The 17687-nt window shown below is 39.7% G+C and carries 16 protein-coding genes and 2 tRNA genes; 9 read left to right on the top strand and 9 right to left on the bottom strand.

Translation table 11 applies throughout. The features are described 5' to 3' along the window. Positions 1–65: 65 nt before the first annotated feature. The 3 genes from FZF08_RS07010 to FZF08_RS07000 are packed head-to-tail and all read left to right on the top strand — an operon-like array spanning position 66 to position 1364. Positions 66–686, top strand: a complete 621-nt coding sequence (locus FZF08_RS07010; protein ID WP_159467930.1) for a hypothetical protein — start codon at positions 66–68, stop codon at positions 684–686. Continuing rightward, positions 658–1080, top strand: a complete 423-nt coding sequence (locus tag FZF08_RS07005; RefSeq protein WP_159467929.1) for a hypothetical protein — start codon at positions 658–660, stop codon at positions 1078–1080. Before FZF08_RS07010 ends, FZF08_RS07005 begins: the two co-directional genes overlap by 29 nt. A 2-nt stretch (positions 1081–1082) precedes the next feature. Then, on the top strand, positions 1083–1364 hold the full coding sequence (locus tag FZF08_RS07000; protein WP_159467928.1) for a hypothetical protein: 282 nt from the start codon (positions 1083–1085) through the stop codon (positions 1362–1364). Positions 1365–1686: 322 nt separating this feature from the next. On the opposite strand, the gene FZF08_RS06995 is transcribed toward FZF08_RS07000, so the two are convergent. From FZF08_RS06995 to FZF08_RS06980, 4 genes are all read right to left on the bottom strand, one after another. Further along, the gene (locus FZF08_RS06995; protein ID WP_159467927.1) at positions 1687–1854 is read right to left on the bottom strand and encodes a hypothetical protein; all 168 of its coding nucleotides are present in this window, start codon (positions 1852–1854) and stop codon (positions 1687–1689) included. Between the two features lie 352 nt (positions 1855–2206). Further along, positions 2207–3253: a hypothetical protein gene (locus FZF08_RS06990; protein WP_159467926.1), complete on the bottom strand. Its 1047-nt coding sequence runs from the start codon at positions 3251–3253 to the stop codon at positions 2207–2209. A gap of 43 nt (positions 3254–3296) precedes the next feature. Further along, positions 3297–3674 carry a hypothetical protein gene (locus FZF08_RS06985; RefSeq protein ID WP_159467925.1) on the bottom strand — a complete coding sequence of 126 codons (378 nt, stop codon included), beginning with the start codon at positions 3672–3674 and terminating at the stop codon, positions 3297–3299. A 518-nt stretch (positions 3675–4192) separates the two neighbouring features. Beyond that, positions 4193–4265, bottom strand: a tRNA-Met gene (locus FZF08_RS06980). 89 nt (positions 4266–4354) lie between these two features. On the opposite strand from FZF08_RS06980, the gene FZF08_RS06975 reads away from it, so the two are divergent. The 3 genes from FZF08_RS06975 to FZF08_RS06965 are packed head-to-tail and all read left to right on the top strand — an operon-like array spanning position 4355 to position 9422. Beyond that, entirely contained in the window at positions 4355–5596 is a 1242-nt protein-coding gene (locus tag FZF08_RS06975; protein WP_159467924.1) for a hypothetical protein, read from the top strand. Then, positions 5578–9093 (top strand): hypothetical protein, encoded by a 3516-nt coding sequence (locus FZF08_RS06970; RefSeq protein WP_159467923.1) that lies wholly within the window; start codon positions 5578–5580, stop codon positions 9091–9093. Before FZF08_RS06975 ends, FZF08_RS06970 begins: the two co-directional genes overlap by 19 nt. 11 nt (positions 9094–9104) lie before the next feature. Continuing rightward, on the top strand, positions 9105–9422 hold the full coding sequence (locus FZF08_RS06965; protein WP_159467922.1) for a hypothetical protein: 318 nt from the start codon (positions 9105–9107) through the stop codon (positions 9420–9422). A 150-nt stretch (positions 9423–9572) separates the two neighbouring features. Here the strand turns inward: FZF08_RS06965 and FZF08_RS06960 are convergent. The 3 genes from FZF08_RS06960 to FZF08_RS06950 form a co-directional block, all read right to left on the bottom strand. Then, positions 9573–9645, bottom strand: a tRNA-Lys gene (locus tag FZF08_RS06960). Positions 9646–9673: 28 nt separating this feature from the next. Next, complete coding sequence (eat, locus tag FZF08_RS06955; protein WP_159467921.1) at positions 9674–10978, bottom strand: ethanolamine permease; 1305 nt, start codon at positions 10976–10978, stop codon at positions 9674–9676. Between the two features lie 80 nt (positions 10979–11058). After that, a complete protein-coding gene (locus FZF08_RS06950; protein ID WP_229216447.1) occupies positions 11059–11775 on the bottom strand; it encodes an alkaline phosphatase in 717 nt (238 codons plus the stop codon). A 300-nt stretch (positions 11776–12075) separates the two neighbouring features. Here FZF08_RS06950 and FZF08_RS06945 point away from each other — a divergent pair, with 300 nt between their 5' ends. Further along, positions 12076–13773: an amino acid permease gene (locus FZF08_RS06945; protein ID WP_159467919.1), complete on the top strand. Its 1698-nt coding sequence runs from the start codon at positions 12076–12078 to the stop codon at positions 13771–13773. Positions 13774–13849: 76 nt separating this feature from the next. Here the strand turns inward: FZF08_RS06945 and FZF08_RS06940 are convergent, their stop codons facing one another. Together FZF08_RS06940 and FZF08_RS06935 are read right to left on the bottom strand one after the other, a co-directional pair. Beyond that, the gene (locus tag FZF08_RS06940) at positions 13850–14290 is read right to left on the bottom strand and encodes a hypothetical protein (RefSeq protein WP_159467918.1); all 441 of its coding nucleotides are present in this window, start codon (positions 14288–14290) and stop codon (positions 13850–13852) included. Between the two features lie 21 nt (positions 14291–14311). Then, complete coding sequence (locus FZF08_RS06935) at positions 14312–14737, bottom strand: hypothetical protein (RefSeq protein ID WP_159467917.1); 426 nt, start codon at positions 14735–14737, stop codon at positions 14312–14314. Between the two features lie 211 nt (positions 14738–14948). Here FZF08_RS06935 and FZF08_RS06930 point away from each other — a divergent pair, with 211 nt between their 5' ends. Both FZF08_RS06930 and FZF08_RS06925 read left to right on the top strand, forming a co-directional pair. Next, the gene (locus tag FZF08_RS06930) at positions 14949–16352 is read left to right on the top strand and encodes a DUF1800 family protein (RefSeq protein WP_159467916.1); all 1404 of its coding nucleotides are present in this window, start codon (positions 14949–14951) and stop codon (positions 16350–16352) included. A gap of 21 nt (positions 16353–16373) precedes the next feature. Further along, on the top strand, positions 16374–17579 hold the full coding sequence (locus FZF08_RS06925) for a DUF1501 domain-containing protein (RefSeq protein WP_159467915.1): 1206 nt from the start codon (positions 16374–16376) through the stop codon (positions 17577–17579). Positions 17580–17687 lie beyond the last annotated feature (108 nt).

Here is a 17687-nt window from a genome sequence, read left to right as displayed (position 1 = left end):
GTCGATTCTAATAAAACCGACCCTTCTTCCAAATCCTTATATCTTGCATGTGAAATAGATATCATATGCAGGAATTACAACTTCAAATAATAGAGTTCATTGCTAATAATACGACTGCGGGAACCACACTCGGCGAAAAGCTACTGGAAATGCAGCGCCAATTCCCACCTTTCAATTTCTATTACGATAAGCCGGAAGGAATGTCAACAAACCATTACCTGCAAAAATTTAAACCGGTTGAATTCCGGGATTACTTTATCTATGGTCAAGTAAAGCGATGGTTTCTAAATCTAATCAGTCAAGCTCAGGAATTTACAAAGAAAGGAGAGGCTGAAAAAGCAATTTGGATTTATGAAACGCTGATTGAGCATCGATATCCAAATTACAAGCCTTATGATCTACTGATAAAACTTTACCGAAAGCAGAAGGATCCGGCCAATGAAAACCGAATAATAAATATTTCGATAGAATTCTTTACAGCGCTTCGGAAGAATCAAAAGGAATATGTATTATCGCTTGCTCGGGAAGTTGGTATGAAAGAAAAGGCTCTGGAATATATCAATGCAGGCAACAAGATTGAATATTATGGCGGGGCATTTGTGCTTTATGATCCGGTAAAGGTTTTGGAGAAATGGAAATTACTAAACTTAAAATTTAATGAAAAGCGAATATTTAAGCCAATCTGATATTGCAGATATATTACTTAATTTAAGATTTGTAGAAACGACAAAAGGATCACACAAACGGGAATTTAGAAAAAATCATCATTCAGGTAAGTTTGTGCAATTTAATCATATCAACACTAGGGTTGGGACTTACAATAATTATGATGAAAAAATTAGTCTCAATCTGGAGGACTTGCGTGATATTCTTTTTTATTTGAATAATAACAAAAGTGACTTTTCAATAGTACTTCGAGAAGGTAATTTTCAATATGATACGATTAAAAATAGGATCAATGAGTTGAGGCAACAAGTTGAAGATTACAAGTTATTTAATGTAAAAGAGCGGAGTAGACATAAACTTTTAAAAGTTATTGAAAACTATGAATTGGTCACAATTGAGCATCTGTCAAATTGATTATGAATATTTATAAGTATAAAGTTAAAATGGGCGCGACAGCGTTTATGTTAAAAGTTTTAGAATTGGGGCCAACTCCTGATCCATTTATAGAAGGAAAGCTCTGTAAACTAAATATTACTTTTCCTCTTAAAGATAATATAAAGCAGATATATATTAAAGATTTGAATCTAAATGGTGATACACTTTGGCAAATTCAAGTATTGGGTGAAAATGATATTGAATATTTAATGCTACAAAGTCAGTTAGAACCGTTAGAGAAATTGCACTTTGAACCAGATTAACACTTACAGTATATCCTCAATTAATATTACCGTCTTCTGATCCTCCAACCTCTTAACCTTAACCTGCCGATACTCCCGTTCCTGGATTATCGCTGGCTTATCATCAATTATAACCCCAGCCAACACTAAACAATCCGTAGGGATTTTTCCAGTAGAAACTAAATTATCAAAATCCAATTCCTGTCGGCAGTGATATCGAATCAATTCAAATTTAACCGGCCCCAAATGCCGGTTTTTTGTTTTGGATTTAATAAACCAAACCCATGTATCCCGGATCTTATTTCTTTTCCGCCAGTGCATCCGGAGCAATCCCCCAGGCCCGTTATTGCCGGGAAGTTTCCCGGGAAAAGTTATTTCTGTGATCATTACTTATAATTTCATCGGTCTTTTCTTCCGGAACTTCTTCAACGAAAAGCATTTTATATTTTTTGCCGTCGTACTCTTCAATAATGAAGGTGCCAATCAACTTTTTATCTTCAACAGTTTTCATTTTTTTAAAGAGCCGGTTATTTCTTCATCTAAATCTTTCAAGTACCAGTCAATACCATTTTTCTTAATCAAATCAGTTTGAATTTTCCAGTACCGATTACTGATCTCCCTGGCATACAAAAACCAAATCTTAAATTTGATATCAAAAACTAATTTTTTAATCAAATAGTAAATATCAACACCTATTATTCCAATGGCATTAATAGAATTAATTACCGGTATCCAAGCAATGTATGGCAGAAAGAACCTGGCTTCATCCGACAGGAAACAGAGATCATCGCTCTCGAAATCAATATTATTGAAGACTATAAAGCCGCTTATTAAATAAATGGTGAAGAAAAAATACCAGAAGTTCATAATGGATTATCTGTTTTGATTTTTGATAGTGCATAGTTTAAAAAGTGCTGCTGATCCTGAAATATTTGATGAAACTCCGTCTCTGCATTATCTCCGGACAACAAAACACTTTCTTTCGATATATGACTGATGGATCTGATTTCGGAATGAATCTCGCCTTTTTCAATAAAACCCCATACGATGGAATCGTGATCAGCAAACCAGGACAGCAAATCTTTGAAATTCATTGGCTGACAAATACAGTGAGATTTTATATTTTCCAGAACGACAGGATCCTTGCTTTTTGGAATAACCAAACTCCCTAACCATTCATTAATCTCAGATTTATTAGAGGGGAATGGAGGCGCTACGGATTTATTTTCAGTTATTGGAATAATTTCAACAGCAACCTGATCAGAGATTTCTTTTTCGCTTTTAGTCGCACCATAAATCAAACTATTTGAGCAATCAATCATTTGCTCAATGGTCATCTCATTTACAGAAGCCAAAATTTTTGCGGCTGCTGCCAGTGTTGATTCAGAAGTGGCTTCTGCTTCCAAAGTTTTGATCTTACGTTCAGGCTTATTTTTCTTTTGAATCTGTTCTTCAATAGAAATCATTCCGACAGCTGGTAACGGGTTGTCGTTAAGCCAAGCAAATAATTCCGGGAAAGTGCTTTTGTGAACAGACGCCTTTGCGAAAGCTGAGTTCTTCCCATCTGGGTGGTTATGTCTCAGCCAGGTACCTTCTAAGGAATGGACCTGAAATACTTTGCCTTGATTGGTGGTAATAAATTCGCCTGTCGTAACATGATCTCCATCCAATTGGCAGCAAAGCGCATAGAACAGCGAAGCATCAAATGTTTCCATGACCTCCCTGCCATCTTTAAAAGGGGTATTAGTTGTAGAAATCTTGTTACTACTTTGTTTGTAGAAAGTAGCAACATAGGGCTTGTTCGGGTAAAATTGAAGTAGTGAAAGATCGTATCCCAATTTTATCAATTGAACAGACAAAGGATATCCGTCAACCTGAGCAATTTTCCACTGCTGCTCCGAACATCTCATTGCGAACTTTTGGCAGAAATTTGGCATGTGTGTGTAAGTTGTTCTATTTCTTATTATTTATTGCAGCATCTTTTGCCATTTGCGGCGTAATACTTAGAAAAGGATTATTTGGCGGAATCGGGACTGCATTTGGATATACACGGCAATCAACTAATTCGCCACCAGGTAAAATTCCAGCATTACCAGACTTACTAATTTCGAAATTGTCGACCAAGTCTTGACGACCTGCTGCAATCAATTTGTCTTTTGATTCTTGTGTCATGACTGTTGCATTGTAATTTGAAATGAAATCTTTGAAAACCGGCAACATTTTACTGCTGCCGGTACTATCCCCGTTATGTTGTACTAATCTGCATTTGGCATTCACGATACCTGGCAAGAAAACACTTAGATTTACCAACATCGACCGTACTTGCCTCATTATTTATACGGATCGGTTCTACGCTTATTTAGTGTTGTTATCCAGATAGTTTTGAAACCGGGAATGCCTAATTTGTCACACATTCCCGGTGGAGTTTTCACCTGTAGGACCTCAATTTCAAGCAGGCTAAGGGCGACTTTATTATTTCCCTACACTTTTACCGGGTAAACGTCCTCTTGATCTTTATTCCGTATTACTAACTCCTCTCGTCGTCTGGATGGTTGCGGCCGTTGAGAGGATCGAACTCCCAGGAATACCAGCCTTCCGGTTTCATAAAACACCCGCCTTTCAATTCTCCGCGTATGAATATTCAAGCTCCTTTTTACTACTCCCTTACTTCTTACGATACAAATCGGATACGCGTTTGCGTTTCCAAAAAGAACACTTCCTTCCACTTTTAACGACCATTTTTAAATGAAGAAACCCAAATCGCGTGAGAGTCGATTTGGGTTCGTTGGAACTTCCATTCCGAAGAATGGTATTGTAGCCTCTCACAGAAACAATACCACTTTAATTAGAAGCGGGAGGTCGACTCGAACGACCGATCTTTGGGTTATGAGCCCAATGAGGTACCATCTCCTCCACCCCGCATAACAAACGTACTAAAACTATTTAATATATTTACATTGTAAGTATAAAAAATATTTTATGTTACATTTGTATGAGAACACACACTATAAATGACCCTAGTACTTCACCTTCCATTCGACGAGTCGAACGGATCGGAAATAGCCTATGACTATTCCGCTTCCGGTCTTCATGCTGTGATTACAGACGGGCGATTTACGAAAGGAAGAGAGGGCAATAGCGTGTATTTTCCGGGTAATGGAAGAGCGGAAATAGTTGGATCACAACCCATCAATCTCAACGGAACTTTCACAGTTCATGTCTGGTATCAGGCTGAAATTCAAGGAATATACCCAACTGAAACCTACGTGCTTGTCAAATATGCGGGGACTAATAGGTATTTAAGAGTAGAGCTTAAAACAACACTGCATAACTGGACTCATATTGCTATTGTAAAAGATGGAACCAGGTTTATGACCTATGTCAATGCGAAACTCATAGACAACAAAGAAACTCCGGAAGGCTGGGGTAGTCCCACAGGATTTTGCCTTTTGTCAAATTCTCCTAACTCTGGAAGTGGGTTCAGTTATATCGACAACTTCATTGTCCTGAATGACCAGGTATTAAGCCAGTCAGATTTTGCCAATATTATTTCAAACGCCACACTAGAAGTGAAATATTTAATCAATGGCCGTGATTTCAAGGAATTTGGGATTACGGTCTCAGCAATTCGTGGAATCATCGACAGGTTGGAAATGAAGAATCCAAGTTCATACGACTGGCCTGATTATCACGGCAGAACGACCAACCTGAACGATATCAGATTTGAGCCAAGACAATTTGAAATGGACTGCTGGTTCTCCGAAATCGGGAAGGATGCAACGATTGAAAATGCGCTTGAATTTAAAGAAGAACTCTCCAAGTCAGGCACAATCCGGATCATGATTCAATTGGGAACCAAGCCATTGATCTTCGAAGCCTATGTGAAAGATTCCATGCCATTCGATATTGAAAAATGGCGCGACGGTAAGATGTTTACCAAATTCACGTTGAAATTCACAGAAGATGAGCCGGTAAAAAGGATTTTAAAATTCATCAAAACGGACGCATCCGGGCCGGTTTCAATTACATTAAAACCATCAAGTTTGATTAACGTGTACTGGGGGGATGGATCGGTTATGCACGACGTTTTTAGCAATTTTAATCAAACCAGTCAGCTGTACGAGCCGAACACAATTACACATAATTACTCCTCTAACGGGGAATACTACATCGTCATGTCCGGTGTGATTGAAGATATTGATCAGGATACATTCACTACTAACGCGGTACAGGTGTGGAGCAAATTATCTTAATCAAAACCGACGGAACTCGTTTTCCGCTCAGACGCACTAATCCTGCAACGGACATCACCAAAGCAGAACAGGTGAAGGAGATCCTTGGTCAGGACGTAGTCAATATTTCTGTTCAATCCTCGAAAGCGCTGGAACTGGAAATTGGAACTAAAATCATGGTTTTCAGTGACGAATATACCCTGAATTATGTGCCGCAAGCTCAAAAAAACTCAGGTCGGGAATTTTCCTATGATCTGGTTTTTGAAGGTGTGCAGTATGATCTTTTGCGCTCACAGTATTTTAATACAGACGTTTTAGGCGTTTATACTTCTGGGGAGTTTTCACTTACCGGCGTTATAGATATTTTCATTTCCTCACTGATCTACAACGCCAATCGAACCTTTGGCGCAGGAAAGTGGATTAAAGGAGAAATAGCAGAATCGGACACTAAAACCGTGACTTTTTCAAATCTTGATTGCCTGGCTGCGCTTCAAACTATTTGCCAGGCATTCTCTACTGAATTTGAAATTATCCGGAACTCAAATGGGTCCAGGACGATCAATGTCAAAAAGATTGGGCAGATCCTTAATGATACTTTTTCATATGGGAAAGGTAATGGGCTTTATGAGCTCAGCCGTAAAGCAGTTAATCCAACTGGATTGGTTAACCGTCTTTATCCAAAGGGATCAACAGAAAATATCAAAGCTGGTTATCGGAATTTTTCAGACCGGTTAAAAATTGGGGATGAAGGATCCGATTATGTTGAAAATGCTGCGTCGGTAGCGGCATTGGGTATAATTGAAGGTTCAAAAAACTTTGACGAAGTAAAGCCACAGCGTGAAGGAACAATTACTGCAATTTATGGAGGTGATATCACCGGCTTCGTTGATGGTACCATGGATTTTGATTTGAATGAAAAGGATACAGCCGGCAACACAAAATATCTGATAGCAGGAACTTCGGCCAAAATTCATTTTAATTCAGGAAATCTGGCTGGCTATGAATTCGAATTACAAGAGAAACTTGGATATGTTCATGCAGACAAAAGTTTTCACCTGATCGCGTTGACTGAAAAGCAAGGTGGAATTAAACCCCTGCTTGATTCGCCGTTCATGTTTGCTGTTGGTGATAAGTATGTGATTCTGGACATCAACATGCCGGATACTTATGTCACGGCGGCGGAAACAGAATTAAGGACAAAAGGTCAATCTTTTGTTGATGCAAATTGTTGGCCGATGGTTTCATTTGCTTTGAAAGTGAAACCTGAATATTTGGCAAATCAGACTTCTTCTTCGGCTATTACTAATTTCTTTTCCCTCGGAGATTACATAAACATTCGAGACCTCGATCTTGGAATTAACAAGGCCACGCGCATAACCAGTTTTACACGGCAAATATTGATTAAGTATCAATACGACCTTGTTGTTTCGGACTCCTATCAGGTCAACACGATTGCCAAGACTATCAATGATCAGCGCGATATCCAGACAATCATCCGGATAAATGACCTACGTAATCCACAGAAAGCCCGGATGAACTGGCGCACGCAGCAAGAGCTTTTAAAAGGAGTATTTGATACAGATGGATACTACGATTCGGATAAAATAAAGCCTCTTTCCATCGAAACAAGTATGCTTTCCGTGGGGGCCAAGTCACAGCAGCTGATGCTTAATACGGTGATCAGGCCGAATTATCAGGGAGATAAAAATGTAGTCCGGGTAGATGGTGGATCACTGGTTCATTATACGATCGAGGATGCTGTTAGAAACTGGACGATAAATGCCCAAACGGTTTCCCTTGGTAATGACAATTTCTACTATATATATGGACGCTGTAACAAAACAACAAATGCAGGATCCATCCTCTTTTCGCAGAATCAAATCAAAGTAAATGATGATGCGACATATTATCATTTTCTTCTGGGTGTGCTTCACTCGGTAGATCCTATTCTTTTCATTCGCTGGATTAACCTAACTTATGGCGCCACGACAATCAATGGTGGATTTATAACGACTGGGATGATTAAAAGCGCTGGTGGCGATACTTATTTCGATCTCAATAACGGAGAAATAGGAGGCAAGATCACTTTTAGGCGCGCCGATGGAACAAAAGGAATTGTGGCGGATCTGGAAGAAGATTTTAGCACTTTGACTAATTATGTGAATGAAACTTTGGCTGGTATTGACGGGAAAATTGATACCTGGTATTATGCCTATGACCCAACACTATCTAACGAGCCAACAACCAACTGGATAACAAATGAAGTAAGGGATGCGCACGTAAACGATTTGTTTTATAACACAAATACTGGAAAATCGTATCGTTATGTAAAAAATGGCGCAGTATACAGCTGGCAGATTCTTTCAGATTCGGATATACAAACGGCACTTGCTTTGGCTGCACTTGCAAAAGACACAGCTGATCATAAAAGGCAAATATTTGTAACAACACCGGTCACACCTTATAATATAGGTGATCTTTGGGCAGATGGTACCAATATAAAACGTTGTCTTGTAGAGAGGCTGACAGGTGCATTCAATGCCTTGGATTGGGACGCTGCGTCTAATTATGATAATACGGTTACCACTATTGACGGAGGAATTGTTACCTCAGGGCGCATTCAATTAGCTGGAAGTGGTGGAAGTATTCTGGCGGGTATAACCGGAGAGGGTACCGCTGATAATTCAATTAGGCTTTGGGCCGGGGCGGGGTATGACAACAGGGCAGTTGCTCCTTTACGGATAAAGCAGTCTGGTGAAATTGAAGCCCGGAAGAAAATAGAAGTATTCAATTCCAGTAATATCGGAATGGCTGGGATATGTGGATTTAACGTTTCGGGAGACGGTCCAGTTGTGGCATTCTTCGGCGCGCCTTATGCAAATAGGAATGTCGCTCCGTGCCGAATTAATTCTGACGGCACCATAATATCAGGAAGCTGGTCAATTGGATCTGGCGGAATTACAAATTATGACGGAACAGCTGTGATTGTTGCTGCTTCCGGATCAGGAAACAACGTAACCAAAGCAATTATTGGCGCAAACGCAGTTTCTTCGGCATCTGGAATTTCAGCAGCTGCCTACTTTTCGTCAAAAATTGCTGGCGCAAATAATGTTGGAGCAATTTTCGAAGCCTCTGGCGGTTTGAGCAATTATGCAATATTGGCTTTAACCGGGAAAGCCCTTATTAATGAATCATTAATCAATGGAAAAAGTACCTATAAGGAAACACTAAATGCGGACGCAAGATTGATCGATCCCTCATTGTATGATTTTATTGTCATAAACGGCTTAAAAGTTGGATCCACAATATCAGCGGTTAAATTTACTACACCAAGTAGGCCAATCTATAACGGAAAGGAGATAATGGTTTTGCAACAGAATGATTCAGCCAACCTTAGAATTTTAGAAACTGTAAGAGGCGCAAATAATTTTGACATTGCTGGGGGAGCTCTTGCTACCTTAGTTTATGCAGATGGATTTTGGTATGCAGCCGGAGTCTGGGATAATACATGGACATAAAATAAAGATTAATGAAAAAACTCACGCTTTCGGTTCAAGACCGAATCTACATTCAACTTCTTATTCCCTCAATTGGAGGCCGCATAAAAATGCTTCTGGCTACAAAATTGTTTGAAGCAATTCAATTCACATTGGACGAAATCACACAATACGGAATTCGTGATTTATCGGACGGATCAACTATTTGGGACCGGTCAGAAGATATTGCAATTTCATTATCTGTGGAACAAGTTGATTTACTAAAGGAAGGTGTGGACAAAGCAGATAAGGAGAATAGGATTTACCGTGAAATGATCCCGCTTGTTTTAAAAATTGATGACTTGAAATAGAAAATGGCATATTTTAATATTTAAAATAAGAGATATATTGGTGATTCTATTTTAATTAAAATGAGCCTCGATAATTGTATTTGTGTGCAAAATGTGTGCGACAAATTAAAAATCACTTATCAAGTAAATGATAAGTGATTGATGTTTAAGTGACCCCGCTGAGGTTCGAACTCAGGACCCACAGATTAAGAGTCTGTTGCTCTACCAGCTGAGCTACGGAGTCGGACTATTTTGTCCAAGTTACATATAATTCAATTCAAAGTTTTATGTTTTCCGGAAGCAATAAATATTCCTGTTACAATGACCAATCCGCCGAAGAACCACAGACTTAATACAATATTGTAATAAACGATAGCAATCAGGCAGATTACGGATAAAATTAACGCAACGGCAGGGAAATACGGGTATGCTGGGACTACAAATGGACGTTCCAGATTAGGCTCTTTTTTTCGTAAAGCAAATAGCGCAGCCATACTGATGATATACATGACAACCGCTCCAAGCGCAGCAATGATAATAACCTGATCTGTCGTTCCCAGACTCAGCGCGACACATCCGATTATCCCTCCTGTAAGAAGTGCCCAGTGAGGTGTTTGAAATTTAGTATTTACCTGGCCTAGAAAAGAAGGCAGGTAACCACTTCTCGCCAGCGCAAAAATTTGCCTTGAATAACCAATGATTGTTCCGTGAAAGGACGCGATCAACCCGAATAGACCTAAACTTGCAAATAATTGTGTCCAGCTGCTATCTCTTCCCAGCACAATTCCCAGGGCCGCCGGGAGCGGGTAATCGATCGTACTTAATAATTTCCAATTCGCCACACCGCCGGTAAAAATCATGACAGCTAATGCCAAAATTACCAGTGTCAGTATGCCATAAATATAACCGAGTGAAATCGTTCTTTTCGGATCTTCAACTTCTTCTGCAACCATCGCCACACCTTCAATGGCCAGATAAAACCAGATTGCAAAAGGAAGCGCTGCAAACACCCCCTGCCAGCCAAATGGCATAGGATCGGTAACAAATGTTTCGTAAGAAAAATGTGGGGCGACTATGCCAACATACAAAAGCAATTCACCAACAGCCAATAAAGTGACGACGAGCGAAAAAAGTGCTGATTCCTTAATCCCGAACATATTAATGGTTATGAAGATGACATAACAGGCAAAAGCGGTTTCCAGAACTGTTATATTGGGGTAAAGGAAATGTGTGTAACTTCCTAGCGCAAAGGCGATTGCGGGAGGCGTAATCAAAAACTCGATTAATGTGGCATATCCGGCTATCAAACCTCCCCACCAGCCAAAGGCGCGATGTGCGTAAGAAAAAGGTCCGCCTGCTTGCGGTATCGATGTGGTAAGTTCTGTAAAGCTAAAAATGAAGGTTACATACATGATCGTAACCAGAAGCGTTGCTATTAAAAAACCGATGGTTCCGGAAACTCCCCAGCCGTAATTCCATCCAAAATATTCCCCGGAGATAACAAGTCCAACTGCAATGGCCCAAAGATGAATGGGTTTCAATACTTTTTTAAGCGCAACAGTCTGTTCTGTGGACATGCAAGGAGTGAGGTTAAGTTTAGTTTCGGTATTACTTAAAGTTTCTCGATTCGGTCTACTTTTTTAGGATTTTATTTTTATCAACGGGGTGCAGTTCGCAAATAATCACCCATTTGTATCACTTTTCCTGTATCAATAAAATCAACCTGAAGGCTCATCATGGTTTTCCAGGTATTGATATTGTCAGGCGTATCCCAGAACCGGATTTTTTTATTCAGTCCATGCGTTTTCTGAACAACTTTTGATATCAGTTTTTTATCATTTCTTGGTAAAGGGCCTTCCCCGTTCCAGCTTGTATATCTGGAAAAAGATTGGCTTATAAGCGCGATCCTTTCCAGTTGTTGCGGTGTATACGTAATATCAGGATTTCCATCGAAAGAAATGTAAGCCGGATATTGAAAGAATAATTCGGGTACGGGAATATTGCCGCTTACCACGATTTTAATATTGCTGCCGGAAGAAATTATTTCAGGATGTTTTTCCAATTCTTTTACCAAAATATCCAGCGTCTCAACCGCCTTGGATTTTATGTCGATCAGAAATTGAAAAGAAATATCTTTTTGCGAATAAATCTGTCCGTTGTTCTTTTCCAATTGAGCTATTATTGGACTGAGATAAAGCTTTTCAAACGTTCTTTCCGGCGTAGTATCCTCAATATTGTTGACGGAGTAAAGAACCCCGTTTTTCAACAGTACGTCCGTTTCGACAGAACCAAATTGCTGCTCGCTTGCTTCATTAAAAGGTTTAAGCTGTCGGTTGTCGTTGTGAGAGTGTGCCTGCGCTGTGGTATAAGACAAGAGATTTTGTGCCCACGCACTTTGTAAAAAAATAGAAAAAATTAGTGTTGAACTCAGTGCACATTTCATAGCAGATACTTAAACTGGGCATAGGATGAAGTAACCGTAAATATAAAGTTAAATTATCATTTACTGAATAGTCAGGAGATTTTATCGGTATTGTCTAAATTGAAAACAAAGAATTATCCGTGGAATAAGGATGATTAATTCAACAAATTTTGACCTTATAACATGATGATATAGGAATATCCTTATTTTCGCTTTTGTGTATTAAATAAATGGTTAACCTAACAAACCCGGATGGAAAAAAATACTTCACTATTTCGTAAAAAAACAGTTGAACAGATTTTAAAAGATGCTCATGCGAATGAAAATGGTGGGTTAACCAAAATACTTGGCGTCTGGGATTTGGTATCGTTAGGAATTGCCGCCATAGTCGGTGCCGGAATTTTCAGTACGATTGGTCTGGCTAGTTTCAATGGAGGGCCGGCTGTTTCACTTTTATTTGTTTTTACAGCAATTGCCTGTGTTTTTACAGCCTTATCTTATGCACAATTTGCCAGTACTGTCCCCGTTTCCGGGAGCGCGTATACGTATGCCTATGTAGCTTTTGGTGAACTTTTTGCCTGGATTATCGGCTGGGCGTTGATTTTGGAATATGCCGTATCCAACATGGTGGTGGCTATTTCCTGGTCGAAATATTTTGTTAGTATGCTCGAAGGTTTCGGAATTGTGATTCCTGGTTACCTCACCATAGATCCCGGTTCGGCTGCGGACGCATTTCAAAAACTGCAAAGTACGGGAATAGATTCCTTATCGGCTGCCGAAAAACTGAGCGCAATGGCATACCAAACAGCACCGATATTAGGAGGTTTTCATCTTATTCTGGATCTGCCTGCCGGACTTATCACTGCTTTGGTAACCAGTCTGGTTTATATCGGGATAAAAGAATCCAGGACGGCCAGTAATATTATGGTGGTACTGAAAGTCGGGGTAGTATTACTGGTGATTTTTGCGGGGGCATTTTACGTAAAACCGGAAAACTGGACGCCGTTTGCGCCTAATGGGGTAAAAGGTGTTTTGAGCGGAGTGGCGGCTGTATTTTTTGCATTTATCGGTTTTGATTCCATTTCTACCACGGCCGAAGAATGTCGGGATCCGCAGCGTGATATGCCCAAAGCCATGATTTATTGTTTGGTGATCTGCACGGTTTTATATGTACTTATTACGCTCGTTCTGACAGGGATGGTGAATTATAAGGAGCTGAATGTAAACGATCCTCTTGCTTTTGTATTCCAAAGAATCGGGCTGGATTTTATGGCAGGTCTTATTTCTGTCAGTTCGGTGATTGCGATTACCAGCGCACTTTTGGTATATCAGCTTGGACAGCCAAGAATCTGGATGACGATGAGCCGCGATGGTTTGTTATGGAAAAAATTCTCGAAAATCCACCCGAAATTTCACACGCCTTCTTTCGCAACAATCATAACCGGATTAGTCGTTGGTATTCCTGCATTATTTTTCAAGATGGATTTCTTCGTGGATCTAACCAGCGTCGGTACTTTTTTCGCTTTTATTCTGGTTTGCAGCGGCGTTCTTTATCTGGATCATTCAGGAATTTCAAAGCAGTCGAAATTCAGAGTTCCGTATTTCAACGGAAAATTTCTGGTTGGTTTTGGATTGCTTGCCGCAATACTTGGACTTGCATTTTACGGTCAGAACATCATCGCAGAATGGAAATCATTAACAGTGAGCGAAATTTTTGAGCATAAATTCCTGACGGTAGTTTTCTGGGCTACCTGGATTATGCTTTCCGTACTGAGCTTCAAACTAAATTTCTCGGTACTTCCGGTAGCCGGAATTCTTACCAATCTTTACCTGATGACGGAACTTGGCGCATCCAACTGGCTGATTTTCGTAATCTGGCTAGCGATCGGGCTGGTAATTTATTTCAGTTACGGCTACAAAAAGAGCAAGTTGGCGGGGAATATTGAATGACAGAATTATAAAGTGAGTGAATGATAGAATGGAATACCGGAGTTGATCGCTCAATCCGGTATTCCATTTTTTTGTTTTATATTTTGTCAATTTTGATAGAAATTACGTAGTCTTCCTTCTTTTTTTGAATTTCAGTATTTGGAGATGGCGTCACCGATTTTAATTCTATCCGGTATTTTTCACCACCCAGATCTACATCTGAACTTGGGAGAATTTTAGTGCCATCTTTTGCAGCCATACAATACAAACAAAGTTTGAGCTCTTTTTGTGTTTTCTGGCTTTGGATATCCAGTAAAAGGTCAACCGTAACAGAACCGCTCCATATACAATTAACATTTTCCGGACAACGTGAATCGGCTACTTCTGTAAAAGTTGCTACCGATTTTGTGGTCGGATCGATGGTTAAAGGTTTCTTGTAGTTTAAAAGTACAATGCCTTCCTGTAACCCTACTTTTTCTGTTTTACAGGATGAAAATCCAATAAGTAAAACCAGAAAGTATATTGAGTTTTGTGTCATATCTTTTATACGAAATGGGTGTTACTTCTTTTTTATATCAAGAGAAATCGCATAATCTGATTTCTTGACTTCACCTACCGGCCTTGTCAGCGGTAAAATGGATTTTAAAATAAAACGATATTCCTGACCTGCAAAACTGTAATCCAGGGAGTCCGGGATAATATCACCACATCCAATACACATTTTCAAATGATTCGTAATTCTTCCATCCGTTGTGACACCGTCCAATGACACATCCACTTGGACGAAACCTGCAATAAGACAATTGGCTCCTTCCGGGCAGCGACTATCTGTTACGTCAAAAAAAGTAAGTGATGCAGGCGGCACATCATTGATTGACACCGTTTCCTTATAATGAATCACGCCTTCTTCTTTTTTATCAACTGAAGATTTCTGACAAGCGCCAAGCAGAACTCCTGCCCAAAGAATATAGTATAGTTTTTTCATCTCTTTTCGTTTTTAACAGGACTAATAAATCTCAGGAATGGTTGTAATGATATCGATTTGTGATAGAAATATTTATTGATAAAATATAATAATAGTTTATTAACGATGAAGGGTTATTTCTTATTGATTTGATTAATAATTATTTAAACGAAAAATCCGATTGGCTTAAACCTTTGTCCAATGCGTTAGTCCAAGAATAAAATACGTTCTTATGAAAGATTTGAATATAAGTAAAGACGTACTGCATTTGTACCGAAGAGCCGGTTTTGGAGGTTTGCCTGATAGAGATATTTCTATCAAAAAAGCGATAAGCCAACTTTTTCATGATAGTGAAAATTTCACGCCCATTGAAACAGTAAGCAAAGATTCGAAGCCGCCGCTTATGAGCGAAGGAGCCATGATGCCGGACGCAGATACCCTGAAAAAAGAAAAGATGAAGAAAAACCGGGAAGAAATCCGGGAACTGAATCTTGCCTGGATGTCCAAAATGGCAAAGGGTGACACAGCACTTCGTGAGCGCATGTCGCTGTTTTGGCATGGGCATTTTGCCTGTCGCGTACAGGATGCTGCTTTTGTGCAAAGTTACCTTAACACAATAAGAAAAAATGCGCTGGGCAATTTTGGTGATATGTTAATGGCTATTTCCAAGGAACCCGCTATGCTTCAATTTCTGAATAATCAGCAAAACCGGAAGAACAAACCGAATGAAAATTTCGCGCGGGAGGTCATGGAATTGTTCACGCTTGGACGTGGAAATTATACTGAAAAAGATATAAAAGAAGGAGCCAGGGCATTTACCGGCTGGGGATTTAATACCAAAGGAGAATTTGAGTTCAGAGAAAAAGCACATGATAAGGATGAAAAGAATTTTCTTGGTAAAAGCGGAAATTTCCAGGGAGAGGATATTATTAAAATCCTTTTGGAACAAAAACAGACAGCAAGATTTATAACGGCCAAAATATACCGGAATTTCGTCAGCGAAATTCCTGATGAAAAACGGATATCCGAACTGGCTGAGGATTTTTACAAATCCAGTTATGACATCAGCCGATTGATGCATACTATTTTTACCGCTAAATGGTTTTATGAAGATGCTCCCAAAAACAGGTTGATAAAATCTCCTGTTGAATTGGTTATTGGCATTCAACGTACTTTAAATGCAGATTTTGTCAATAAAGAACCTGTATTATACATTCAAAAGGTTTTGGGTCAAATTCTCTTTTATCCTCCAAATGTTGCGGGCTGGCCCGGAGGACGAAACTGGATCGACAGTTCCAGTTTACTATTCAGAATGCAGCTTCCGAATTTAATGGCGGGAGTTACGACACAAAAAATTCAGGCCAAAGAAAGTGGCGATGTGAATGACCAAACTGTAAAAAAGAAAGGTGAGAACTCTAAAATCGATGTCGATTGGGATCGATGGGCAAAACGTTTTGAAAAGGTTGAAAACCAGAAATTACCTGATTTTTTGAGTCAGGAATTACTAGCCACAAAACCTGATGCGACAGTTATGGCTTTAATAGCTGGTAAAGAAACCGTGATTGCGGACCGTACACAATACATAAGAAAACTGACTTTGGCCCTTATGGGTTTGCCAGAATATCAAATCAGTTAATTTCATTAAATAAAATCCAAAATGAAAAGACGTGATTTTATAAGAACTTCGGTTTTTGCTACTGCCGGGACAATGATGATCCCGCATTTTTTGAAAGCACATGAAACCGGAATTTCTGCCAATCCGAATGGAAAGATTCTGGTTGTGATCCAGTTGTCAGGTGGTAATGACGGACTCAATACCGTGATTCCTTATCGGAATGATATTTATTATCGTGAACGGCCAGTTTTGGCCATTGAAAAGGAAAAGATATTAACCTTGAATGATGAAATTGGTTTAAATCCGGCCCTGGAATCTCTCCGAAGGCTTTATGACGATGGTCGTGTCAGGATTTTGAATAATGTAGGTTATCCCAATCCGGATCGTTCTCATTTTCGGTCGATGGATATTTGGCAAACAGCTAGTAATGCGGATCAGTATCTGAATACGGGCTGGCTTGGTCGTTATCTGGATTCTTCGTGTGCAGGATGCGAAATAAAACCGCATCATATGCTGGAAATTGATGATACGCTAAGTCTGGCCATGAAAGGAAATAAGGCAAATGGACTGGCGATGCTGGATCCGCAAAAATTATATCGCCAGACAAAAAATGGGATGGCTGGAAATCTCGCCAAAACAATCCATCATTCAGAAGATGATCATGATCAGGTAAGTTATTTATACAAAACGCTGGCGGATACCGAATCCAGTGCTGATTATCTATATCAAAAAGGTCAGGTTAAAGGAACTTACAGTGATTATCCGGATACTCAAATTGGAAAAAGTTTAAAGACCATAACCGAACTGATCGTTTCAGGCGTGGATACGCAGGTTTATTATGTATCACTTTCCGGTTTTGATACGCATGTGGGACAAAGAAACCAACAGGATAAATTATTGAAACAATATGCAGATGCAGTCGGTGTTTTTGTCGACGATTTGAAAAAACAAGGTCAACTGGACCGGACGATGATTATGACTTTTAGTGAATTTGGCCGGAGAGTGAAACAAAACGGTAGTAACGGAACGGATCATGGAACTGCAAATAACGTTTTCCTGATCGGCGGCCCGCCACGCAGTTCCATAGTTTATAATGAAGCGCCGAATCTGGTCGATCTGGATGGAGGAGATTTACGTTACTCCCTTGATTTTAGAGATTTGTATTCGTCTTTGTTGAAAGATTGGCTGAATGCAGATGATGTGGCTGTATTGGGAAAAGGCTTTTCTGGCTTGCGGGGGTTGGTTTAGTTAGGTTACGCAGAGGGCCACAGAGCTAAAAAGAGAGACACAGAGGTTTTCTTTTGAGATCTATTTTTTTTCCCGTTAACAACTTTTTATTACCCGTCCGACGGTAGA

Source organism: Dyadobacter sp. 3J3 (assembly GCF_009801115.1).
GTDB lineage: Bacteria > Bacteroidota > Bacteroidia > Cytophagales > Spirosomataceae > Dyadobacter.
This window is presented reverse-complemented; position numbering and strand designations above follow the sequence as displayed.

What these genes read in the sequence shown, in the direction of transcription:
- FZF08_RS07010 (WP_159467930.1), top strand. Translation starts at nt 66, where the DNA reads ATGCAGGAATTACAACTTCAAATAATAGAGTTCATTGCTAATAATACG.
- FZF08_RS06945 (WP_159467919.1), top strand. Translation starts at nt 12,076, where the DNA reads ATGGAAAAAAATACTTCACTATTTCGTAAAAAAACAGTTGAACAGATT.
- FZF08_RS06925 (WP_159467915.1), top strand. Translation starts at nt 16,374, where the DNA reads ATGAAAAGACGTGATTTTATAAGAACTTCGGTTTTTGCTACTGCCGGG.
- FZF08_RS06975 (WP_159467924.1), top strand. Translation starts at nt 4,355, where the DNA reads ATGACCCTAGTACTTCACCTTCCATTCGACGAGTCGAACGGATCGGAA.
- FZF08_RS06985 (WP_159467925.1), bottom strand. Translation starts at nt 3,674, where the DNA reads ATGAGGCAAGTACGGTCGATGTTGGTAAATCTAAGTGTTTTCTTGCCA.
- FZF08_RS07000 (WP_159467928.1), top strand. Translation starts at nt 1,083, where the DNA reads ATGAATATTTATAAGTATAAAGTTAAAATGGGCGCGACAGCGTTTATG.
- FZF08_RS06935 (WP_159467917.1), bottom strand. Translation starts at nt 14,737, where the DNA reads ATGAAAAAACTATACTATATTCTTTGGGCAGGAGTTCTGCTTGGCGCT.
- FZF08_RS06965 (WP_159467922.1), top strand. Translation starts at nt 9,105, where the DNA reads ATGAAAAAACTCACGCTTTCGGTTCAAGACCGAATCTACATTCAACTT.
- FZF08_RS06995 (WP_159467927.1), bottom strand. Translation starts at nt 1,854, where the DNA reads ATGAAAACTGTTGAAGATAAAAAGTTGATTGGCACCTTCATTATTGAA.
- eat (WP_159467921.1), bottom strand. Translation starts at nt 10,978, where the DNA reads ATGTCCACAGAACAGACTGTTGCGCTTAAAAAAGTATTGAAACCCATT.
- FZF08_RS06990 (WP_159467926.1), bottom strand. Translation starts at nt 3,253, where the DNA reads ATGAGATGTTCGGAGCAGCAGTGGAAAATTGCTCAGGTTGACGGATAT.
- FZF08_RS06940 (WP_159467918.1), bottom strand. Translation starts at nt 14,290, where the DNA reads ATGACACAAAACTCAATATACTTTCTGGTTTTACTTATTGGATTTTCA.
- FZF08_RS06930 (WP_159467916.1), top strand. Translation starts at nt 14,949, where the DNA reads ATGAAAGATTTGAATATAAGTAAAGACGTACTGCATTTGTACCGAAGA.
- FZF08_RS07005 (WP_159467929.1), top strand. Translation starts at nt 658, where the DNA reads ATGAAAAGCGAATATTTAAGCCAATCTGATATTGCAGATATATTACTT.